Source organism: Fundidesulfovibrio soli, assembly GCF_022808695.1.
Taxonomy (GTDB): domain Bacteria; phylum Desulfobacterota; class Desulfovibrionia; order Desulfovibrionales; family Desulfovibrionaceae; genus Fundidesulfovibrio; species Fundidesulfovibrio soli.
This window is the reverse complement of the sequence record NZ_JAKZKW010000003.1, coordinates 88,129-110,097: the sequence shown is the minus strand read 5'-3', so window position 1 is coordinate 110,097 and position 21,969 is coordinate 88,129. Positions and strand designations below refer to the sequence as shown.

The 21,969-nt window shown below is 63.5% G+C and carries 22 protein-coding genes and 1 tRNA gene; 7 read left to right on the top strand and 16 right to left on the bottom strand.

Going from position 1 to position 21,969, the window contains the following annotated elements:
* Positions 1-4 precede the first annotated feature (4 nt).
* Entirely contained in the window at positions 5-892 is an 888-nt protein-coding gene (gene argB / locus MLE18_RS05785) for an acetylglutamate kinase (RefSeq protein WP_243368182.1), read from the top strand.
* Positions 893-1,278: 386 nt separating this feature from the next.
* Here the strand turns inward: argB and MLE18_RS05780 are convergent, their stop codons facing one another.
* Positions 1,279-1,632, bottom strand: coding sequence for a hypothetical protein (locus MLE18_RS05780; protein WP_243368180.1), 354 nt, complete (start codon positions 1,630-1,632; stop codon positions 1,279-1,281).
* Positions 1,629-2,177 carry a bifunctional pyr operon transcriptional regulator/uracil phosphoribosyltransferase PyrR gene (gene pyrR / locus MLE18_RS05775; RefSeq protein WP_419714887.1) on the bottom strand — a complete coding sequence of 183 codons (549 nt, stop codon included), beginning with the start codon at positions 2,175-2,177 and terminating at the stop codon, positions 1,629-1,631. Before pyrR ends, MLE18_RS05780 begins: the two co-directional genes overlap by 4 nt.
* Before the next feature lie 144 nt (positions 2,178-2,321).
* On the opposite strand from pyrR, the gene MLE18_RS05770 reads away from it, so the two are divergent.
* From MLE18_RS05770 to MLE18_RS05750, 5 genes are all read left to right on the top strand, one after another.
* The gene (locus MLE18_RS05770; RefSeq protein ID WP_243368176.1) at positions 2,322-2,639 is read left to right on the top strand and encodes an IscA/HesB family protein; all 318 of its coding nucleotides are present in this window, start codon (positions 2,322-2,324) and stop codon (positions 2,637-2,639) included.
* Positions 2,640-3,036: 397 nt separating this feature from the next.
* Complete coding sequence (locus tag MLE18_RS05765; RefSeq protein ID WP_243368175.1) at positions 3,037-3,357, top strand: IscA/HesB family protein; 321 nt, start codon at positions 3,037-3,039, stop codon at positions 3,355-3,357.
* Between the two features lie 237 nt (positions 3,358-3,594).
* Positions 3,595-3,984 (top strand): response regulator transcription factor, encoded by a 390-nt coding sequence (locus MLE18_RS05760; RefSeq protein ID WP_243368173.1) that lies wholly within the window; start codon positions 3,595-3,597, stop codon positions 3,982-3,984.
* Positions 3,985-4,008: 24 nt separating this feature from the next.
* On the top strand, positions 4,009-5,751 hold the full coding sequence (locus tag MLE18_RS05755) for an HD-GYP domain-containing protein (RefSeq protein WP_243368171.1): 1,743 nt from the start codon (positions 4,009-4,011) through the stop codon (positions 5,749-5,751).
* 72 nt (positions 5,752-5,823) lie between these two features.
* A complete protein-coding gene (locus MLE18_RS05750) occupies positions 5,824-6,873 on the top strand; it encodes a threonine aldolase family protein (RefSeq protein WP_243368170.1) in 1,050 nt (349 codons plus the stop codon).
* Between the two features lie 190 nt (positions 6,874-7,063).
* Here MLE18_RS05750 and fabZ read toward each other — a convergent pair whose 3' ends face one another.
* From fabZ to lysS, 6 genes are all read right to left on the bottom strand, one after another.
* A complete protein-coding gene (gene fabZ, locus MLE18_RS05745) occupies positions 7,064-7,516 on the bottom strand; it encodes a 3-hydroxyacyl-ACP dehydratase FabZ (protein WP_243368168.1) in 453 nt (150 codons plus the stop codon).
* Positions 7,517-7,583: 67 nt separating this feature from the next.
* On the bottom strand, positions 7,584-8,105 hold the full coding sequence (locus MLE18_RS05740; protein ID WP_243368166.1) for an OmpH/Skp family outer membrane protein: 522 nt from the start codon (positions 8,103-8,105) through the stop codon (positions 7,584-7,586).
* A 108-nt stretch (positions 8,106-8,213) separates the two neighbouring features.
* The gene (bamA, locus tag MLE18_RS05735; protein ID WP_243368164.1) at positions 8,214-10,895 is read right to left on the bottom strand and encodes an outer membrane protein assembly factor BamA; all 2,682 of its coding nucleotides are present in this window, start codon (positions 10,893-10,895) and stop codon (positions 8,214-8,216) included.
* Positions 10,882-11,565 carry an ABC transporter ATP-binding protein gene (locus MLE18_RS05730; RefSeq protein WP_243368162.1) on the bottom strand — a complete coding sequence of 228 codons (684 nt, stop codon included), beginning with the start codon at positions 11,563-11,565 and terminating at the stop codon, positions 10,882-10,884. The genes bamA and MLE18_RS05730 overlap by 14 nt, the downstream gene beginning before the upstream one ends.
* Entirely contained in the window at positions 11,558-12,787 is a 1,230-nt protein-coding gene (locus tag MLE18_RS05725) for an ABC transporter permease (protein WP_243368161.1), read from the bottom strand. The genes MLE18_RS05730 and MLE18_RS05725 overlap by 8 nt, the downstream gene beginning before the upstream one ends.
* The gene (gene lysS, locus MLE18_RS05720) at positions 12,784-14,394 is read right to left on the bottom strand and encodes a lysine--tRNA ligase (protein WP_243368159.1); all 1,611 of its coding nucleotides are present in this window, start codon (positions 14,392-14,394) and stop codon (positions 12,784-12,786) included. Before lysS ends, MLE18_RS05725 begins: the two co-directional genes overlap by 4 nt.
* 159 nt (positions 14,395-14,553) lie before the next feature.
* On the opposite strand from lysS, the gene MLE18_RS05715 reads away from it, so the two are divergent.
* Positions 14,554-14,629: transfer RNA gene (locus tag MLE18_RS05715), tRNA-Asn, on the top strand.
* Between the two features lie 166 nt (positions 14,630-14,795).
* On the opposite strand, the gene MLE18_RS05710 is transcribed toward MLE18_RS05715, so the two are convergent.
* The 8 genes from MLE18_RS05710 to hypA all read right to left on the bottom strand — a co-directional run bounded on the left by MLE18_RS05710 (position 14,796) and on the right by hypA (position 21,924).
* Entirely contained in the window at positions 14,796-15,008 is a 213-nt protein-coding gene (locus tag MLE18_RS05710; protein ID WP_243368157.1) for a hypothetical protein, read from the bottom strand.
* Between the two features lie 170 nt (positions 15,009-15,178).
* Positions 15,179-15,475, bottom strand: a complete 297-nt coding sequence (locus MLE18_RS05705) for a hypothetical protein (protein ID WP_243368156.1) — start codon at positions 15,473-15,475, stop codon at positions 15,179-15,181.
* A 103-nt stretch (positions 15,476-15,578) separates the two neighbouring features.
* Positions 15,579-17,864, bottom strand: coding sequence for a multicopper oxidase family protein (locus MLE18_RS05700; RefSeq protein WP_243368154.1), 2,286 nt, complete (start codon positions 17,862-17,864; stop codon positions 15,579-15,581).
* An 859-nt stretch (positions 17,865-18,723) separates the two neighbouring features.
* On the bottom strand, positions 18,724-18,987 hold the full coding sequence (locus MLE18_RS05695; RefSeq protein ID WP_243368152.1) for a hypothetical protein: 264 nt from the start codon (positions 18,985-18,987) through the stop codon (positions 18,724-18,726).
* 82 nt (positions 18,988-19,069) lie between these two features.
* Positions 19,070-19,909 (bottom strand): sulfite exporter TauE/SafE family protein, encoded by an 840-nt coding sequence (locus MLE18_RS05690; protein WP_243368150.1) that lies wholly within the window; start codon positions 19,907-19,909, stop codon positions 19,070-19,072.
* Entirely contained in the window at positions 19,896-20,720 is an 825-nt protein-coding gene (locus MLE18_RS05685) for an FkbM family methyltransferase (protein WP_243368148.1), read from the bottom strand. Before MLE18_RS05685 ends, MLE18_RS05690 begins: the two co-directional genes overlap by 14 nt.
* 278 nt (positions 20,721-20,998) lie before the next feature.
* A complete protein-coding gene (locus tag MLE18_RS05680; protein WP_243368146.1) occupies positions 20,999-21,562 on the bottom strand; it encodes a 4Fe-4S dicluster domain-containing protein in 564 nt (187 codons plus the stop codon).
* Positions 21,563-21,564: 2 nt separating this feature from the next.
* A complete protein-coding gene (gene hypA, locus MLE18_RS05675) occupies positions 21,565-21,924 on the bottom strand; it encodes a hydrogenase maturation nickel metallochaperone HypA (RefSeq protein ID WP_243310435.1) in 360 nt (119 codons plus the stop codon).
* Between the last annotated feature and the right edge of the window lie 45 nt (positions 21,925-21,969).

The following is a 21,969-nucleotide window of genomic DNA, read 5'->3' as shown; positions in this document are numbered from 1 at the left end:
AGACATGGAAAATACCGCCGCCAGCCAGGCCAGGATGCTGCTGGAGTCCCTGCCTTACATCCGCAAGTTCAGCGGGCAGACCGTCGTCATCAAGTACGGCGGACACGCCATGAAGGACGAGCACCTCAAGAAGAGCTTCGCGCTCAACGTGGTGCTGCTCAAGTACATCGGGGTCAACCCTGTGATCGTGCACGGCGGCGGGCCGCAGATCGGCCAGATGCTCACCCAGCTGGGCATCGAGTCCCACTTCCGCGAGGGCCTGCGCGTCACCGACGACGCCACCATGGACGTGGTGGAGATGGTCCTGGTGGGCCGCGTGAACAAGGAGATCGTCAACCTCATCAACCTGCACGGCGGCACCTCCGTGGGCCTCTCCGGCAAGGACGGCTGGCTCATCAAGGTCCGCAAGCTGGAGATGGTGCTCACGCGCGAGGACGCCCCGCCCGAGATCATCGACCTGGGCAAGGTGGGCGAACCCGTGAAGGTCAACGCCTCGCTCATCCGAACCCTCACCGACAGCGGCGTGATCCCGGTCATCGCCCCGGTGGGCGTGGACGACGCGGGCGAGACCTACAACATCAACGCCGACACCGCGGCCGCGGCCGTGGCCCAGGCCCTGGGCGCCAAGCGCCTGATGCTGCTCACCGACGTGGCCGGGGTGCTGGACGCCGACGGTGAGCTCATCGAATCCATGGACCTGCGCGAGGCCAGCTGGGCCATCCAGGACGGCGTGGCCAAGGGCGGCATGATCCCCAAGCTGCAATGCTGCATGGAGGCCGTGCAGTCCGGCGTGGAGAAGGCGCACATCATCGACGGGCGCGTTGAGAACTCGCTCATCCTGGAGCTGTTCACGAAATCCGGCGTGGGTACCGAAGTCACGATGAAGAAATAGGGGGAGGAACGCAGGAGGATGCCTCCGGCGGCCAAAGGGACTTCGTCCCTTTGGAATCCCTTACGGCTTCGCGTCGTGCGCGCTAACCGTTTAGATTTATCGTGCGCCGGCTTTGTCACAGTCATAAAGGACAAACCGAGCCGGGGAAGGATTGACTCCGTCCCCGTCCTGCTGTCGCCCTGAGACGTGCCGTCTTCGTCCTGTGCCGTCGCGGAGCGGGGACGGCGGATATTCTTCAAATATATCCGTCGGTCCCGCCCCGCGACGGCACCGGACGAAGACTACAGCACGAAATAGCCCCACTCCGCATTCGACTCAGCTTGAACGCAAAGCGGCCCCTGTTCCGACGAACAGGGGCCGCTTTTTCATACAGAAAGTCAGGAAGGCTAGTTCTTCGGCTCCAGCGCGGCCCCGCCGCACTCCGCGATGATCCCTTCCAGCAGGGCAGCCCTGGCCCCCGTGGGCGATTCGCCTTTCTCCAGCGCGGCGTTCATCTCCACGAAGTCCTTGTAGGGCATCTTGGCAACCATCTTCTCCAGCACGCAGTTGCAGTAGGTCTTGGCCTGCTTGTCCACCGCGGCCTCGCCCATGCCGGGCATCTTGGAGAGGGTGTCCTTGCTCGAATCCAAGCAGGCCACCGTGAAGTTCTCGCGCACCTTGGGCGGGTATTCGTCCTTGCCGCAGCCCGCGCCGAGCGCGGCAAGGGCCAGCAGCGCGGCGGCCGCCGGTCGCAGGCTCACTGCGCGTCCTCCCCGCTGGCCAGGCGCACGCGGTCCTCGCCGTCCATCTCCTTGACGTATACGTCCACCCGCTCCTCGCGGGAGGTGGGCAGCATCTTGCCCATGTAGTCGGCCTGGATGGGCAGCTCGCGGTGCCCCCGGTCCACCAGCACCAGGAGCTCCACCTTGCGGGGGCGCCCGAAATCCAGGATGGCCTCCAGCGCGGCCCGGATGGTGCGGCCCGAATAGAGCACGTCGTCCACCAGGATGATCTTGCGCCCGTCGATGCCGAAAGGGATGTCCGTCTGGTTGATCTGGGGTTGGTGCGCCAGGTTTGTCCAGTCGTCGCGGTAGAGGTTGATGTCGAGCTTGCCCAGGGGCAATTCGCAGTTCAGGCGGGCCTCCAGCAGCTTGCGCAGGCGCTGGGCCAGCTCCACCCCGCGCCGCTGGATGCCTATCAGGGCCAGCTCCGTGCACTCGCCGTGGCGCTCGAGTATTTCGAAAGCCAGACGTTCCAGCGTCCGGGCGACTTCCTTGCCGTTCATAACGATTTTCTGGCGCTTCATGACCATCCCGTCCGCATTGCGTTTTGCTCTAATTATCCGAATTCACCCGAACTGGCAAATGCAGGCATCACACATTCGTATTTGACTGCAACAGGGGGCAATCATACTCCATGCTGCAGAGCTTTAGCCTAAAGGAGACGTCTCATGGTCACTCTCACAGCGCCAGCAAAAGCGCAACTGGACAGCTACTTCGAGCAGAACGCCAAATCCGCCATCCGCATCTTCCTCACCAGCAGCTCTTGTGCGGGCCCGCGCCTGACCCTGGCCCTGGACGACGCCAAGGACGGAGACTCCGTGCATACCGTGGACGGCTACGACTTCATCGTGGAGAGTGAGCTTTTCACTGAAGCCAAGCCCCTGACCGTGGATTTCTCCTGCTCCGGGTTCCAGGTGGAATCGAGCCTGAAGCTCTCCGGCGGCAGCTGCGGCGGCTGCTCCTGCTCAGGCGGTAGCTGCTCCTAGCAGCATTCTCCGCGCTTCCCGCCAAGCCTACACCCGGCGCGTATCCGACGGCGGGCATCCATCCAGCGATGCCCGCCGTTTTCTTTTTCTCCTGACCATTGCCACGGCTGCGGCGTCCATTGCCGAATCTCTGAGCCATACCGTCCAGTGGCGCGCCGCTGTTTCGCCATGATGCCGGGCGGCGAACCCGGCCCGCACCCCGCCTGACCGGTGCCGAACAAGTTTCGCGCACGTTGATTATTTTATTTCTCAAGATGCTCACAGGTGCTACGGGGCAAGAGAACTCAGAATACCGAGCATTGCCACATCCAATAATGGACATAGGAATTTACAATATTTGACAAACCGGGACCCCGGAACTATCTATTCCGGGACCCTATCATCCCAGGAGGCTCCCATGTTCACGCTTACTGAGGCTGCCAAAACGCAGCTTGACTCCTACTTTGCGGACAAGGAGAAATCCCCCATCCGCGTGTATCTCTCCTCCGGTGGCTGAGCTGGCCCCCGGCTGGCATTGGCTCTGGATGAGCCAAAAGACAACGACGACGTTTTCGATGTTCAGGGCTACAGCTTCATCATTGAAAAAGAGCTCATGAGCAAGGCCCAGCCCATCACCATCGACCTGACCTACATGGGCTTCCAGATCAATTCCAGCCTCGAACTCGGCGGCGGCGGGTGCGGCAGCTCCTGCTCCAGCGGTTCCTGCGGCGGACAATAACAGTACCGTATAGACGGCACCCGTCCAGGATCTGTTCTCTACAGCCCGGACACGCTGCGGCAACGGACAGCCCGTGGTGGATGTTGCCAGCGAATAGCGCCTCTAGGCTTTTTGACGCGGCGCCCACAGGGCCCCCCCGCTTTTCTTTGCCGCCCCGGCACATGGTAAGGTGCTTCACCTTCGTAAACAATTGGCGTATGAGCGGAGTGAAAGACGTCTCTGCATCCAGGAGCTGACATGTCCGGCAAAATCCTTATTGTCGACGATGAAGTGCATATCCGTATGCTCTTGGAACAGACCCTCGAAGATCTTGAAGAAGAACACGGGATTCAGCTGCTTACCGCTTCCAACGGCGAAGAAGCGCTGGCGATCATCAAGCGCGAGCATCCCTCCATCATCTTCCTCGACATCATGATGCCCAAACTCAACGGCTACGAGGTCTGCCGCAGAATCAAGGGCGACGCCGCGCTGAACAGCGGCGCCAGCATCGTCCTGCTCACCGCCAAGGGGCAGGAGGTCGACCGCAAGCAGGGCCTGGAACTTGGCGCGAAGCACTACATGACCAAACCCTTTGACCCGGACGAGGTTCTGAGCACAGCCCGCGCGCTGCTCGGCATCCACAGGTAGTACAAGCCGGAGTATCCGTTCCTCATGGTTCTGCGTCGTTTCCTCCGCAGCTTCGACATAACTCCGCTGCTCACCAAGGCCAGGTCGCTCCTGGAGCCTGGCTGGGGCATTGCCGTGGTCCAGGCGGGGCGCATGCACGCCTCACTCGGCCTCGACGAGGAGCACCTCCAGCATGCGGATGCCGCGCGCTTCAGCGCGCCCTTTGTCTCCAACGGGTGTGTGCTCGGGCATGTGATCGTCGCCGAGAAGGACGGGCCCCGCTCCCACCGCGCTTCGAGCAACGCCCAGCAGGTGGCCGAGTTCGTTGCCGCCAGCCTGGAGATGCTCCTCCATCAGGACGACGCGCGCCGGGCCCTTGCTTCCGACACCCTGCAGAAATACCGCGAGCTTTCCCTGCTGCACCGGGCGACCGTGGGCCTCAACGCCTCGCTGCGCCTGCGCGACGTTGGCCGTGCGCTCATCGGGGAGTGCTCCTCCGGCGCACTGCCCACGGAAATGGGCATGATCTTCCTGCGCGACAACGACAGCAACTCGCCCGTGCCCATCGCTTCCTTCGGCCCCGCCGAGGAGCGGCACCTAGAGCGTTTCCTTTCCAGCACCCTTTTCCAGGACCTCATGCGCACCGGCAAGGGCGAGATCATAAGCGACCTCGTGGCCGACCCACGCTGGCACGACGAGGTGCCCGGCATCACCTCCATCCTTGCCGTGCCCATCGTGGCCGCTGAAAACCGCGTGGGCCTGCTGGTGCTGGCCAGCGCCCGCGACGTGGCGCTGGAGGCCAACCACCTCCAGTACGTGAACACCTTGGCTTCGGTTGCGGGCACGGCCATGGGCAACGCCGTCCATTTCGAAAGCATCCAGACGCTGCTCAAGGCCCTGCTCCAGGCCCTGGCCACCGCCATCGACGCGCGGGACCTCTTCACCGCCGGGCACTCCCACCGCGTGGCCCGGCTTGCCGTGGCCCTGGCCAAGGCCGTGCACGAGGACCACTTCCACTTTCCCCGCGTCTCCTTCGACGACTCCGCGCTCACCGAGATCTACTATGCCGGGCTGCTGCACGACGTAGGCAAGATCGGCGTCCGGGAGCAGGTGCTCACCAAGTCCACCCGGCTCCCCAATGACCAGATGGACCTGATCGGGATGCGCATGGCCCTGCTCTCTGAAATATCCGGCGCGCCCTGGAACGCGGATTTCGAGATGCTCAAGCGTATCAACTCCTCCGACGGCCTCACCCGGGAACAGGCCTCACTGGTGGTCGAAGTCGCCAAGCAGGAGCTGAACGCCTACGGCCTCGCGATGCCCATCCTCTCGGAAGTCGAGACCCTTGCCCTGCTCCTGCCGCGGGGCAACCTGCTGCCCGAGGAGCGCAAGGAGATCGAACGCCACCCGGCCGAAAGCTACCGGATCCTGCAGCACATCCCCTTTCCCAAGCGCATGCGCGACCTGCCCGAGATTATCCTCCAGCACCATGAGCGCCTGGACGGCTCCGGCTATCCGGCCGGACTCAAGGGCGACGAGATTTCGCTCATGGCGCGCATCCTGATGATCGTGGACATCTACGACGCGGTGACCATGGAGCGGCACTACAAGCCCGCCCTGCCCCGCGAGGAGGCCCTGCAGATCCTCCACCGCGACGCGGCCCAGGGCAAGCTGGACCAGCAGCTCGTGGCCGTCTTCGCCCGCCACATAGAGGCCATCGAGCGTGAATCGCAGCGGATGGCCCAAGAGCAGGATTTCGATTCCCTGTCGGTCACCACCACGAAGTGATCTCCCAGCCTCAGATTTCCATCAGCCCATTCCACACAGGCCACCAAGGCCAGAAGCACTACAGGAAAGACCATGCACAGCTTCGCCAGCGACAACAATTCCGGCGTCCATCCTGACATTCTGGGGGCCCTGGCCGCCGCCAATACCGGCCACGCCCTCGCCTACGGGGACGACCCCTGGACGCAGGCCGCCGAGGCCTCCTTCCGCCGCGTATTCGGGGAGGATTGCCAGGTGTTCTTCACTTTTCTTGGCACCGGGGCCAACGTGCTTTCGCTGGCATCGCTGACCCGGCCCTATCACGGCGTGGTTTGCGCCGAGACCGCGCACATCAACGTGGACGAATGCGGCGCGCCCGAGCGAAACTTGGGCTGCAAGCTCTTCGCCCTGCCCCACGACCACGGGCGCATCACCCCGGAGCGCATTCAGCCCGTGCTGCATCACCTGGGCAACCAGCACCACAACCAGCCCAAGGTGATCTCCATCACGCAGTGCACCGAGTTGGGCACCCTCTACTCCCTGGATGAGATCAAGGCCTTGGCGGATCTGGCCCACGCCAACGGCATGTTCCTGCACATGGACGGCGCCCGACTGTGCAACGCCGCCGCCGCACTGGGCGTTGGCTTCAAGGAGATGACCGTGGATTGCGGCGTGGACGCCCTGAGCTTCGGAGGCACCAAGAACGGGCTCATGTACGGCGAGGCCGTGGTGCTCTTTCCGCGCGCCCTGGCGGCTGGAGCGGGCGAGGCCATGCGCTTCCTCCGCAAGCAGTCCATGCAGCTGGCCTCCAAGATGCGCTACGTCGCCGCGCAGTTCACCACCTTGTTCGAGACCGGGCTCTGGCTGACCAACGCCCGCAACGCCAACGCCATGGCAGCCCTGCTGGCCCGCGAGGCCGCCGCGATGCCCGGGGTGGAGATCACGCGGCCGGTGCAGGCCAACGCCGTGTTCGCCCGCATGCCGTCGGCGGCCATCGATGCAGTGCAGAAGCGGTATTTCTTCTATGTCTGGAACCCGGAACCTGCGGAACGGCCCGAGGTGCGTTGGATGTGCTCCTTCGACACCACCGAGGCCGATGTGCGCGGCTTCGTGGACGCCCTGCGGGAGGCGCTAGCCCCCTGCTGATCCCATCCGCCGCGAACGCAAAGCGATAAGGGATTCCAAAGGGATGAAATCCCTTTGGCCGCCGGAGGCTTCTTCACCTGCCAGTCAGCCTGGTGTGAAAAGTGCCTCCGGCGGCCAAAGGGCTGCGCCCTTTGGAATCCCTTTTCCGCTTCGCGCCGCACTCAGGCGCGATTGATGCTGAACGGGAAGGCTAGAACTTGCTGCGGTCCACCACGGCGGCGGTCAATTCGGCCTCGCAGCAGAGCTCGCCGTTGACGGTGGCGGTGCCCTTCATCTTCCAGAGGCTCAGCTTCTGCTTCACGTCCGAACAGGTGAGCGTCAGCTGGTCGCCCGGCACGACCGGGCGGCGGAACTTGGCGTTGTTGATGCCCGTGAACATGAACAGCTTGTCTCCGAGCCCCTCGCGGGAGAGCGCCAGCAGCAGCCCGCCCGCCTGGGCCATGGCCTCCAGCTGGAGCACGCCGGGCATTACCGGTTTGTCGGGGAAGTGGCCCTGGAAGAACGGCTCGTTGAAGGTGACGTTCTTGATGGCGGTGAGCGAGATGTCCTTCTCAAAGGCAAGCACGCGGTCCACCAGCAGGAAGGGGTAGCGGTGCGGCAGCAGCTTGAGAATCTCTGTGACGGGGATGGGCATGTCGGCCATGTCGCCTCCTATGGGTAAAAAAAAGGCGGCCTCCGGGAGGAAGCCGCCTGATCATGAAGATTGAAGGCTACTTGCCGCGCTTCGCCGCGGCGTCGAAGTCCTTGGTGATGTCGGCGGTCAGGTCGGTGCCGGCGGCGGAGAAGTGCACGGCACGCTTTTCGATGATCATGGAATAGCCGTTCTTCTTGGCGTAATCGCCGACGACCTGCTGGAAGACCTTGAACAGGGGTTCGAGAACCCTGGACTGCTCCTGGTTCATCTGCTGGTTGAAGTTGTTCTGGTCATCCATCATCTTCTTGAACTTGGCCTCGATTTCGGCCTGGGCCTTCTGCTTGGCTTCGGCGGAGAGGGTCACGCTCTTCTTGCGGAAGTCCTCGTCCATCTTCTTGAGGTCTTCGCTCTGGCGGGTGAGTTCCTTCTGCTTGGACTCGGCCTTGTTCTGCAGTTCCTGCATGGCGCGCTTGCCGGCGTCGGAGTTCTGCACCACCTCATCGGAGCTGACGACACCGATCTTGTCCGCGGCCCGAGCCATTGCCGGCATGGCCACAACAAGGCATGCAAGCAGCACATATTTCAGCAGGTTAGGCATTTCTCGTTTTCTCCTTTGTCTGCAAATCTTTTCACACGGGACAATTCTTCGTCGCATTGGGGCACGGCGATGCTCACATACCCTTTTGCCGAGAAAGTCAAGCCATTCTTAGAAGGTCTGCCCCATGGTGAAGCCGATCTGGAACGGGTTCTGGTTATGCTGGATGTTGTCGAGCGCGTAACCGGCTTCCACGCGGATCAGGCCCAGGGGGGAGTGCCAGCGCACGCCGCCGCCCAACGACTTGACGAACCAGAGGTTCAGGCCGTCGCGCATCCGGTAGATGGAGTTGCCCGCGTCGAAGAAGCCGACACCGTAGAGGCCGTACTGCTTGGCGATGGGGAAGATGTACTCCAGGTTGGCGAAGTACGAGGTGTCGCCACCGATAGCCTCGTTGGTGCGGTGGTCGTGCGGGGTGATCTTGTCGGTCTCGTATCCGCGGATGTTGTTGATGCCGCCCAGGAAGAAGCGCTCGAAAACCGGGATGTCGCCGAAACCGTTCTGGTAGAGCACGCCGATCTGCGTCCTGAAGTGGAACACCGTCTCCAGAGGCAGAGGCTGGTAGAAGTTGAAGCTGTAGCTGGTCCTGACGAAGCCGCGGTCGCCGCCCAGGCCGGCGTATTCGACGTTGAGCTCGTTGATGGTGCCCTTGGTGGGCTTGGTGCGGCTGTCGGAAGTGTCGCGCGAGGCGCCGACCACCACGGCGCTGGTCCAGTGGATGCCCTTGGACTCCTGGATGATCGTGGCCGCATAGGGGTTGGTGTGGTACACGTCGTCGCGGGTCAGGCGGTAGTCCCAGTTCAGGGTGGTGAACTCGCCCACGGGGTAGCCGAAGCGGATGCGGGTGCCCTGCGACTGCTTGTAGAAGTCGGAGTAGCGGCGGAAGGTGCTGAACACGTCCGCGCCGGCGGCGAGGTTGGAGTCGTAGACGTGGGGGTTGGTGAAGCTCAGGACGAAGCGGTTGGTGATGCCTGAGATCATGCCCTGGAACTGCACGTCGTAGCCCTTGCCGAAGAGGTTGCGCTCCTGCACGGAGCCGCCGAAGAACACGGAGTCGTAGGTGGAGTAGCCCACGCCCGCGGAGATGGAGCCGGTGTTCTTGTCCTTGACCTTGACGCGGATGTCCACTTCGCCGGGGTTGTCGGTGGGCACGGTCTCCAGGTCGACCTTTTCGAAGTAGTCCAGCTTGTTCAGGCGTTCGTTGGAGCGCTTGAGCTTGGTGCCGGAGAAGAGGTCGCCGTCGGAGAGGCGCACCTCGCGGCGGATGACGTTCTCGCGGGTGCGGTCGTTGCCCTCGACCACCACGCGGCGCACGTAAACCTTCTGCCCCTTGCTCAGGATGTAGGTCACGTCGACGATCTTCTCGTCGCCGCGCTTCTGCATGTCGAGGTCGGTCTCCGCGAAGGCGTAGCCCATGTCGGAGTACGTCTCGTTGAGCTTGGTGATGTCTTCGCGGACCACGGAGCGGTCGAAGTAGTCCTTCTTGGTCGCCAGGGTGTTGAGCTTGGTGAGCTCGCGCAGCTTCTTCTCTTCAAGGAGCAGGTCGCCCTTGTAGTTGACGTTGCCGATCTTGTAGCGCTCGCCCTCGGAGACCTGGAAGGTCAAGTAGATGCCGTCGCTTTTGACGTCCACCGTGGGCTGGCCCACACGGGCGTCGATGAAGCCGCGGTTGGTGTAGTAGTTTTCGATGGCGGCGGAGTCGCGGTCGAGCAACTCCTCTTTAAGTACGCCGGTCTGCATGATCCAGGAGAGGAAGTTCTTCTCCTTCAGGGCCATCTCGTCCTTGAGGTCGGAGGCGGAGATCTGCTTGGCGCCCTCGATGGTGATCTTCTTGATGTAGAGCTTCTGGGTCTCGTGGATGACGATGTTCAGGCGGGCCAGGCGGGGATCGGTCTGCTCCAGCTTGTACTCGACGGTGGTCTGGTACAGGCCTTTCTTCTTGTAGAGCTCGCGGATCTTCTCCAGGTCGTCGGCCAGCACCTGCATGTTCAGAACCGAGCCGGCCTTGGTGCCCATGGCCTCGAGGATGTCGTCCTTCTTGATCTCGTCGTTGCCGAGCACGCTCACGGCCTGGATGCGCGGCTTCTCCTTGACCACGAAGACCACGCGCTTGCCGCCGCGGACGTCCTCCGTGCGGATCTGCACGTCCTCGAAGTAGCCCAGTTCGAAAAGGCGTTTGAGGTCGTCGTTGACGGTCTTGGTCTCGAAGGGCTCGCCCACCTGCGTCTTGACCTTGAGCAGGATGACGTCCTTCTCCAGGGCGTTGTTGCCCTCGACGTCAAGCTCGACCACCTTGGCGCCGGAGGCACCCGCAACGGAAGAAGACGCGGAGGCTGTTGCCCCGGCCGGGCGGACCTTGCCCGCCAGTTCGTCAACGGCGGAAGGCAGGGACAGCATGTCCGGGCGGGTGACGATGATCTGTTGCGGCTCGCCGCCCGTGGCGGCCACGGTCTTGGCGTCGATGGAGATGGTGTCGCCCATCTGGTTGAGCGTGCCGTACACCGCCATGGCGGCCCCGGCAGCCTTGGCCGCGGAGCGCGCGGCGGAGGCGGAGTCGACGGGCTTGGCCTTGGCGGAAGCGCCCACGACGCTCACGCCCTGCTCGCGCAGGCGCTCGGTCAACAGCTGAGTGATGCTCTTGGAAAGCGAGTCCTTGCCGCTGGGGGCATTCACTGCGAAAGGCAGCACCAGGACCTTGCCGGCCCCGGACTGGGCCATGGCCGCACCGGAGAAGCACAGGAAAATCGTTGCAAGGAAAGTGAGGATCAGACCGGTACGGTTAGGGCTGCGCATAGAGTTCTCCGCCATGCAGTTCCATCCGCCGACCCATGAGCCGGGCCAGGTTGTGGTTGTGTGTGACCACTATGAGGGTCATATTGAGTTCACTGTTCAGTTTCGCCAGGAGTTCTCCGGCGCGCTGGCCGGTCGATTCATCAAGGTTTCCCGTCGGTTCGTCAGCCAGGAGAACCTTGGGCCGCATCAGGATCGCCCGAGCGATGGCGGCCCGTTGCCTCTCTCCGCCGGACAGGGTTGTTACCCTGTGATGCAGCCTTTGTTCAAGCCCTAAAAGCCCCAAGGCCGCAGAGGCCATATCAAAAGCCTTTTCTTTGGGCTCTCCCGCTATCAGCGCGGGCATGGCCGCGTTCTCCAGGGCCGTGAATTCGGGCAGCAGGTGATGGAACTGGAAGACGAACCCGATGTCCTTGTTGCGCAGCTTGGCGGCGGCGGCGGGCTTGAGCCGGGTGATGTCCTGCCCGTCGAACTCCACCATGCCGCGCGTGGGCGTGTCCAGCGCGCCCAGCAGCTGCAGCAGCGTGGACTTGCCCGAGCCCGACGACCCGAGGATCGCCAGCGATTCCCCGGGCATGATCTCCAGGTCGATGGAGCCCAGCACCCGCACGGCCTCGGCGGGGCCCTGGTAGTCCTTGCCCAGGCCTATGAGGCGGTAGATCGGCTCAGTCATGGCGCAGGGCCTCCACGGGCTTGAGCGAGGCCGCCTTGCTGGCCGGGTACAATGTAGAGAGGAAGCAAAGACCGAAAGCCGTTACACCGATGCCCACCAGATCCACCCAGTTGAGCAGCACGGGGATCGTATCCATGGGGTAGACGTCCGCCGGGAGCTTGATGAACTGGAAATGCTTGATGGTCAGGGCCAGGCCGATGCCCAGCGCGTAGCCCATCACCGTGCCCACGGCCCCGATGATGCACCCCTGGAGCAGGAATATCCTGCGGATGGAGTCCGCCTGGGCGCCCATGGACATGAGTATGGCGATGTCGCGCGTCTTCTCCATGACCAGCAGCACCAGGGAGGTGATGATGGAGAAGGAGCCCACCAGCACGATCATCAGGAGCACCACGAACAGCCCGGCCTTCTCCAGCTTGAGGGCCGCGAAGATGTTGCCGTTCATGTCCACCCAGGTGCGGGTGTAGTACGGCATGCCGCCCAGGGCCTGGCTGATGTCCTCGGCGATGCGTGGGGCGTCGTCGGGGTCGTGCAGGCGCACGTCGAGGTAGAGGGCCGAGTCGGGCTTGAAGCCGAGCATATCCTGGGCCGCCCCAAGGGAGACGAAGGCCGAGGAGGAGTCGTACTCGTACATGTGGGTCTTGAACACGCCCACAACCTGGAAAATCTTCACCTTGGGGGTGAAGCCCACGGCCGAGCCGCGCAGCGAGGGGGTGAGCACGTTCACGGTGGAGCCCAGGCCCACGCCCATGCGCGCGGCCAGCTCCGAGCCCAGCAGGATGCCGGGCACGTCGGAGGGCTTCTCCAGGTCGTCCACGGCGCCGAAGACCATATCCTTGTGGATGGCCAGCACGGCCCGGGCCGAGGCGGGGTCGATGCCGCGCAGGATCACCCCTTTAGGGGCGCCAGCGCGAGAGAGCATGACCTCGGCGTAGATGATGGGCGTCACGCCGGAGACTCCGGGCACCTTGGCCACCTTGGCCATCTGGGCGTCGTAGTTGCGCATGGCCCCGCCGGTGACGCCGGCGATCACATGGGAGGACAGGCCCAGGAGCTTGTCCCGGAATTCGGTGGAGAACCCGCTCATCACGGCCATGACCACGATGAGCGCCGCCACCCCCAGCCCCACGCCCAGCACGGACATGAGGGAGATGACGGAGATGAAGGAGTGCTCGCGCTTGGTGAGCAGATAGCGCAGGGCTATGAACAGCTCGAATTTCATTCTGTGGCTGCGCCCTCGGGCTTGAGCAGCGGGAACAGGATCACCTCGCGGATGGAGGCCGAGTCGGTGAGCAGCATCACCAGCCGGTCGATGCCGATGCCCTGCCCCGCCGCCGGGGGCATGCCGTACTCCAGGGCGCGCACGTAGTCCTCGTCCATGTAGTGGGCCTCGTCGTCGCCGGCGGCCTTCTCGGCCACCTGCTCCTCGAAGCGCAGGCGCTGGTCCACGGGGTCGTTCAGCTCGGAGAAGGCGTTGGCCATCTCGCGCCCGGTCATGAACAGCTCGAAGCGGTCCGTGATCTCGGGGTTGGCCTCGTTGCGGCGCGACAGCGGCGAGATGTCCGTGGGGTAGCCGTAGATGAAGTGCGGCTGGATGAGCTTGGGCTCCACGAAGAGGTCGAAGAGCTTGGCCTGGAGCTTGCCCAGCTTCTCGCCCTTGAGCACCTTCTCGCCGTGCTTGAGCACGTGGGCCTTGCAGGCCTCGTAGTCGGTGTAGATCTCGGGGGGCACGCCGCCGACCTTCTCCAGGGATTCGTGGAAGTTCATGCGCTGCCACGTGCCCACGGTGAGGTCGATCTCCTGGCCCTGGTAGGTCACCTTGGTGGAGCCGCACACCGCCTGCGCCAGGCGGGCGAAAAGCTCCTCGGTGAGGTCCATGAGGTCGTCGAACCGGGCGTAGGCCCAGTAGAACTCGCACATGGTGAATTCGGGGTTGTGCTGGGTGGAGATGCCCTCGTTGCGGAAGTTGCGTCCCACCTCGTAGACCTTCTCGAACCCGCCCACCAGGAGGCGCTTGAGGTACAGCTCGGGGGCGATGCGCATGTAGAGCTGCAGATCCAGCGCGTTGTGGTGCGTCAGGAACGGCTTGGCCGTGGCGCCGCCGGGGATGGCCTGCATCATGGGCGTCTCGACCTCGACGAAGCCCCTCTCATTGAGGAAGCTGCGCAGCTCGGTGACGATGCGGGTGCGGACCTTGAAGATCTCGGCCGTGCGCGGGGTGACGATTAGGTCAACGTAGCGCTGGCGGTAGCGGATCTCCACGTCCTTGAGGCCGTGGTATTTCTCGGGCAACGGGCGCATGGACTTCGAGAGCAGGCGCACCTCGGTGCAGCCCAGGGTCAGCTCGCCGGTCTGGGTGCGGAAGAGCTTGCCCACGCAGCCGACCACGTCGCCGGTGTCGAACTTCTTGAACACGGAGTAGGCGTCCACGCCCAACTCGTCGCGGGTGGCGAAGCACTGCAGCTTACCGGAGGCATCCTGCAGGTGGAAGAACGTCACCTTGCCGAAGGAGCGGTGGGCCACGATGCGCCCGGCCAGGGCGAAGGTCCTCGGCGGGTCGGCCTCGGCCAGGGCGGCCAGGGCGGCCTCGTCGGCGTCCTTGTATTTCGTCGCGGTGACGCCGATGTCGTCGGTCTTGACGAAATCGTTGGGGTAGAGCGGGATGTCTCCGTCAAGGAGCTGGCAGGCCTTGGCCACGCGGTTTTTGAGAACTTCGTTGAGTTCGTCGCGGTTGGCCAGGGCTTCGAGCAAGGGGTGGAACCGCTCGACCTTGTCCGATTTCACGGGCAATTTGAAATCGCGGCGGCGGGGCTTGTCTTGGGATGCCAAAGGGATCACTCCGTGGTCGTAAAGAGAAGGTCGGATCGAATCCGGCTGAACTATGACAATTCCACAGGAGCGTCAAGGAAGCCGGAAAGTTCCAAAAAAAGTGGTTGACGCCGGGCCCCCTTTCACTTAGACGTTCTTTCCGCCGCGACGCGGCTCTGTTCCCCGGTAGCTCAATCGGCAGAGCGGGTGACTGTTAATCACTAGGTTGGGTGTTCGAGTCACCCCCGGGGAGCCACGAAGAACGAGGGTTCCAGACGCAAGTCTGGAACCCTTTCTCGTTTGCGCACATGTCATGCCTCAGGCCCGGGTTGCATGCATTGAGGGGCGCAAAACCGCGCCCCCGCCGTTGCCTCACGCATGCGTCCACAACGCTCCCCACGGCCGTCCGAAAGCGCCGCGTTTCAGGGTATGGTTCCGGGACACACGTCGCTGGTGTTGAATGCCTCGTCGTATTCGCTCCACACCAGGGTCACGTCGACCAGAAACTCACTTTGCATGCCAAGGTATTCCCGCAGGCAATACGGGCACTCGTACAAGCTCTGGAACCTGCCGTTCTCGTGCGGGCCCTCCTTGTACTCAAGTTCCGCCTGGCAGTTGGGGCAATTCTTACGCACCCTCCGCGACGAATCGCTGGAGTCCACCCTCCCCGACCGTATCGTATAACGACCGGCATTGCCTTTTATATTGCGCATTTCCCCCCTCCGCGTAGCCGCCTGCCACTGAATTCCGCCGGGACCGGGGGGACAGGGCGCGATCTGCCCCGCCCCCGAATTCCCGGCCGGCTTTACTGCGCGCCCTTAGGCTTGCTCGTTGCCGGTTTATAGGACTTGGCCTTGGCCTGAGCGCTGCGCTGGCAGGCCTGGTATACCTGGGCGCACTGAGCCTTGGGGCCCAGTTCTTCCCCGGCCTGGCTCAAGCAGGTCATGTAGGTCCGCCTGCACTGGCTTGAGTCCAGCACCGAGTCCCGGGCCTCCTGGGCCTCCTGGGCTGCCTGGGCCGCCTGGGCCGCCTGGGCCAGGCCGGCCGAAGGGGCGCAGAGCAGCGCGGCGGCCAGCGCCACGCCCGCACAGAATATTTTCATGGTCCGCGACATAATCAGTCTCCTTTGCTCGAAGTGTTGCATCTTCGTCCGCACCTTGCGCCGTGCGGCCACCGGATAGGCGGCCGCACGGCCGCAATCCGGGCTACTTGTCGCCCATCAACAGCGGCAGCCACCAGAAGTACACGGGGCGGTACACCGACATCGGCCGCATCATGTCGTGCTCTTCATGTTCGAGGATGTGGCAGTGCCACACGTATTCGTGCCCGAAGTCGACAAGCGGGTTCTTGAACCTGTCGAAGGGCAAGGAACCGTTCCTCGGGCGGATGCTGGGCTTGAGATGGAAGGGGACCTTGGGAAGGTTGAACCGCATGGCCACGGTGGTGTTCTGGCCGGGGAACATCTTGACCGTCTCCTTCCAGCCCATCTCGTTGGGGTCTATGGGGATGCTGTTTCCGGCCCAGTCCGTCCTGGCCACCACCTGCACGCTGAACAGGTGGAAGTGGATTGGGTGGACGTCGCCGGTGTTGTTGACCACCGTCCAGACCTGGCTGGAGCCGGCGAAGGCCTTTTCGGTGATCTGCTGGTCGTAGCCGAAACCAGTCATGAAGACGCCCTGGTTGTTGTAGTGGAGCTGGTTGGTGCCGAGCCTCTGGAGCAGGCGGCCGTAGTCGTCAAACTCCTCGTTCAGCGTCTTGATCATGTTGGCGAAGCCGCCCACCGTGACGGACCTGTTGTTCACCGGAGTCCCCACCGGGACGACCGGGCCCGGCTGGGACCTGGCGTACACCCCGGGCAGCCCGGTGACAGGGTCGGCCAGGTAAGCCTTGATGGCCGCCATGGTCGTGGTGAAGGCAGGATCCGCTGCCGCGCTGTTCACCCGGAATTCCATGAGCGTCCTGGTGTTGGGGCCCTTGCCGACCAGGGTCGTGGGCGCGCCGCCCATGTTCAGGCCCGTTGGGGAGAAGTCGGGGTCGCCCGTGAAGTAATCGTTGCGGGGATCACCCATGGGGGCGGGTGCGGCCATGTCGCTATAGAGAATCAGCCGGGTTCCGTCCGGGATGCCCGAGAAGTCGATGAGAATGTCGGCGCGCTCCGCAGGGGCCAGCCAGAGGTTCCACTGCACGCCGTCCCACTGCTTGGGCGGGTTGGTGTTCAGCTCAGTGTATGCCGGCAGGAAGCCGGATTCGTTGGCGATCTGGAGGAAAGTCGGCGGGGCCACGGCCAACGGCGTGACGGGGGTGCCGGGCAGCACCGGCTCGCCGTTGTTGCTGGGGTCCTCGTAGTAGAGCTGCAGGTTGTAGTTCCTGGCGTTGGAACCGTTGAGGATCCTGAAGCGGTACACCTGGGGCTTCACCTCGCGGTAGGGGTATGCCGCGCCGTTGATCACCGGGGTGTCGGCGAAGAACTCGGGCACGCACGAGGGGGTCGGCAGGGGTTCGATCACGTTCGCCACAGGGGGATAGACCCACTTGCCGTAATCCACGCGGCCGCTCGGCACCGGGGCGCCGGTGGCGGGGTCCTGGTTGGTTTCATAGACATGGGGGTACCACAGCGAGCCCACGGTCTGGCCCCAGTCGGGGTTGAGGGTCCAGGACGGGTCCTGCGTGGCGATGTCCGCGGCCACGAAGGTCTTGTCCTGAACGATCAGCGGGATTCCGTAGCCAGGCAGGATGCCGTTCGTGATCATGGCCTGTTCTTCATTGTCCGTGATCAGGTACGGCGCGGCCAAGCCGACGTAGGGGTTCACGCGGGTCATGGCCACGAAGTGGTCGTGATACCAGAGCAACCTGGCGCTCTGATCGTTGGTGTAATAATAGGTCGCCTCCCCCGGGCCTGGCGGGGGCATGTCCGGGACTCTGGCAAAGCTCGGCCCGCGTTGCCCGTCGGGCGTGAACCACTGGTGGGGCGTGCCGTCGCTGATCCAGGGGCTGAAGCCGCCGTGAAGGTGCACCACCACGGCGTTCTGCGGCAGCATCCCGCCCATGAGGGTGCTGTCCAGAGGCAGGAAGAAATTACCCGCAGGCAGGGTGTTGACGTACTTGATGCGCACCGCCTTGCCTTTCTGGGCCACGATGAGCGGCCCGCCGAATTTCGGGGCGTTTGCCGGGTTGGTGGTCAGGTCCACATATCCGCGGAGCTTGGTGCCCAGCGGCATCTCGCTGTGCATGACCTGCGTGAACTGCTGGATGCCTATCGTATAGTAGTCGCAGTTCGGGCCGTAGGGCTGCGTCGGATCTGGCGTGGCGAGGGGTATGTCGGGCAACGGGTCAATGAACTTCGTGAGTATCGGGCTTTGAGCGAAACCGTATGCACGGGCGGATTCGAGGCCGCCGCTTAAGGTGAACTGCCAGGGAATCAATGCCGTCAGGACCCAAGCCAGGGTGGTCACGGCCAGCCTCAACCGACTGTCTTTCAATGCACGTCGCATAGCCTCCTCCTTCATGTGCCTGAACGATGCCCCGGGTGAGACATGTACGCAGAGGTCGTGGAACAGGCATGCCCATAGGGGTTTTTGGTATCTTACCCTATTCATGTAACATTTAGATCTGTCAATGAAATAATTTTTTGGCATATTACTAATTATTACACCGCTCAAGACGAAGCATCATGCTCTCCATTTTCGCTGCATAAAATTTTCTTATACTTTGTAAATCGTTATGATTCGCCTGCATTTGCCCCCTGACGGCAATCAGCAACAATTTTTTCTCTGTCCGCCCAACCGCATACAGTCATTGATCATTTTACAATGCATCGGGGCCAGCGCCCCGGATCTGCTGACGGGAGGCGGCTTCGTCGCTCCTGATTCACGGAGGAACAGAACGGCTAGCGGCGGGGTAGAACGGCTGGAAGCCCCACGCTGGGCCTCCGGACTCCACTCCCCCCGGGGCACCATCTTTGGCTGAACAGGCCTGGGTCATCGTCTGCGGCAAATCCGCCCAAAGGCCCGGAGGCGAAATGAAAAAGGCCCCGTCCAGTGAAGGACGGGGCCAGCGGGTTGATCCAATTGAGCTTTATGTGGTTATTTGAGGGATGTCGTGGCCAAAACAGTAGAGCGTATGGTTAACCCATGTTGCGTTATGCCGTGGCTGCATATGAGCCTATGGCCTGTTGTGCTCTACTTCATGAAATGCTGTTCATCTTCTGTCTGGCCCAATGGTATCGCCTCCGTTGAGGTTGCACCAACATTCGCCTGGACACGGCTTACATATATGCCTGACCTCAAAAGTTGTCCAGGGGGAATCACGGCCCGGATGCAATGGAAAATTATTTCCAACTTCCGGCCCGGTTCAGGTGGCGCAGGAATCGCCGCAGTAATTCTTGACGAATTGGCCGATCTGCGTGGAGAGATGTACGCACTCCCTGCCCTCCAGGCAGTTCCTGGCGTCTTTGTGCTCGATGTAGGTGTCGAGCCTGTGGCCTCCTCGGGAGATCGCCACCACCCAGGCATTCTTGGCGGCGTCATCCCTCACGGCGAGGGACAGGTTGTAGCGTTCGAATTCCGGGTAGAATGCCTTGATCCTTTCGGCAAGGATGTCCGCAGTCACGTGCATGCCGCACCTCCTGGAGCAGAATTGCCGCCAATGTAGCACGCCCTTTCATTTGCGGGCAAGTACGGCTCCGGCTGACTCCATTTCAGCCCGCGCCCGCCCCCTGCATCAGGATGCGCAGCCCGGCCAGGGCCAGGGCCACGGCCAGGCTCTTCATGATCCAGGCGGCGTTGATGCGCCGCGAGAGGTGCGCGCCCACCTGCGCCCCGGCCAGCACGCCTATGGCCAGGTAGATGGTGCGTTGGACTCCCTCGTGGAACGATCCGGTGAACACGTGTGTCAGGGTGCCAGCAAGGGCCATGCAGGCCAGCACGAAGTGCGAGGTGGCCGTGGCCACGTGCACCGGGAAGCCCAGCACGCAGACCATGGCCGGGACATGGATGATCCCGCCGCCGATGCCCAACAGGCTGGAGAGAAAACCGACCCCGACGCTGATGCGCAGGCCCGTCTTCATGTTGAAGCAGTAGTCGTAGGTCTCGCCGGAGCTGTCCACCAGGTGCCTGTGCGCCGCGTTCGGCGGGCAGGCCTCCTTGCCCTTGCTTTCCAGTTGGCGGCGCAGCAGCAGGTAGAGCGCCCCTGCCACCAGCAGCGCCCCGAACAGCACGTCGAAGGCCCTGCGCGGGAAGGCGTGCGTGGAGAGCGCCCCGAGCACGGCCCCGGGCGTGGCCGCCAGGGCGAAGCGCCAGCCCGAGGCGTAGTCCACGCGCTTCATCACGGCGTAGGCCTCGGTGCCGGAGGCCGCGTTGGCGAAGACCACGGCCAAGGAAATTGCTGTCAGCAGGGCCGGATCGTCGTGGGGAAAGAGCATCAGCAGCACGGGCATGAGGATGAAGCCCCCGCCCGCGCCGATGAGGGTCCCGAAGGCGCCGGTGCCCAGGCCCAGGGCGATGAAACCCAGGGCCGTCAACAGGTCATGCTCCTGCATCGCCGCCTCCGTCCGGGTTCCCTGGCCGGTCTTCAGGCCGGGCCTGGGCCGGAACCGGACGCCTGGCCCAGACGTTGACCTGCACGTCCATGGCCGGCCCTCCCCCCCCGCTCAGGTAGGGCTCGTTTCCGGGCCAGATGTTCTCCAGGTAGTAGCGGAAGCCTCCCCCGGCCAGCAGGGCCAACACGGAGTGCAGGTTCTGGGGCAGGTGCCGCCAGCAGTGGCACTCCACAAAGGCGAAGCCCACCTTGCCCAACTGCCCGGCGCAATCCGCCAACACCTCGGCTTCCGCGCCCTCGATGTCCATCTTCAGGAAATCCACCCGCGCAAGCCGCTCCAGCACGGCGCGCAGGCGCACCGACTCCACCCGCCGCCCCTGGCCCACGCCGAGCACGGAGCCGCCCTCCGCACCCTCGGGCACGAAGTCCACGCCGTCATCGTGAACCCACACGGCCCTGCGGACAACGGGCACGTGGGCAAGGCCGTTGGCGGCCAGGTTGCGCTCCAGGTAGCCCGCGATGCGCGGGTCCGCCTCGAAGAGCAGCAGTTTGGCTTCGGGATGGCGGGCGGCCAGGTGCAGTGCGCTCACGCCGATGTTGGCCCCGCAGTCGATGATGACCGGATCGCGCCGGGAGCACGGGAAGTCGTAGATGCCCTGCACCACGATCTCCTTGAGCTGGTAGAGGCAGCTCAGGGCGTCGGGGGTCTCCAGGGTCCAGCCCATGTAGCGGATGCGCGCGGGCTTGCCGCGGGGGTGATCCTTGTAGGCCTCGTAAAGGCGCTCCAGTTCGGCGCGGGGTGTGGAGATCATCAAGAGCTCCGCTGTGCGTATGCGGTTGCGGCGGGCGCCCGGATGGGGGCCGCCATGCCTCCAGGTACGTCATGGCCCCCGCCCGCGTCCAGCCGCATGTTCGGGCCGTTTGTACGGGCCGTATGTAAGGGCCGTTTGTCCGGGCCGTTTGTCCGGGCCGTTTGTCCGGGCCGGAGCGCGCGCCAAACAAAGCGGCCCCGGACCATGGGGTCCGGGGCCGTTTCATTCATCTCGGAGCGCGTCATACCCTGCGGGCGTCCCCGCGGGTCGCTCCGGCGCTATTCGTTGCCGGCGGCGTGCATGCGGGCCAATTCCTGGGCGCGGCCCTTGGCCACCACGGCGCGGTAGGTGCTCACGTCGATGAGCTGCAGGGCCTGGTTGGGGCAAGCCTCGACACAGGCGCAGACTTCCTTGCCGTTGCCGGCGCGCCAGGCTTCGCACAGGTCGCACTTCTTGGCGGAGCCGCGGTTGGTCTTGGTGGAGCCGGGCATCTCGCCCTCGACGCCCACTTCGATTGCGCCGAAGGGGCAGGCCATCACGCACATCTTGCAGCCCACGCAAAGGGACTCGCTGATGCGGACCATGCCGTCTTCCTGGCGGATGGCGCCGAAGGGGCAGGCGTGGGCGCAGGGGGCGTCCTCGCACTGGCGGCACTGAAGGGGGTACTTGTACTTGTCCACCTTCACCACCTTGATGCGGGAGATGACGGGGATACCCTTCTTGCGGGCTTCCTTGGCGGGCATATTGATGTGCGCGCTGACGCAGGCGCTTTCACATTTCTTGCACCCGATACATTTGTCGGGGTTGGCGAAAACGACGGAATTCTCGGATTGCTTTGCCATGGCTATGCTTCCTGGTTTGGACGTTCGACCTCAATGCTTTTGACAAAGAGTTCACGCCCTGTTTCGAGCGTGACGAAGGAGTTCGTACAATCGGGGCATCTCAGGAGCCTTCCGGCCTTGCGTGCCGTCCCCCCGCAGGAGGTGCACCTGCCGGTGGCGGGCTTCCTTTCGACCACCATCCGCGCGCCGTGCGCCAGGGTCCCTTCGGAGAGCATCTCGAAACACGAGCGAAGGGTTTCCTCCTCGACGCAGGCCAGCTCGCCGATGCACATGTCCACCTGGACGATCCTTCCGCCCTGCCCTTTCCTGGCCGTATCTTCGGCTATGGCGATGATGCTCGAGGCCAGGGAAGATTCATGCATTGCTTCGGTCTCCAGGTATCCCACGCTCGGCGTGGCTGCTCTTGA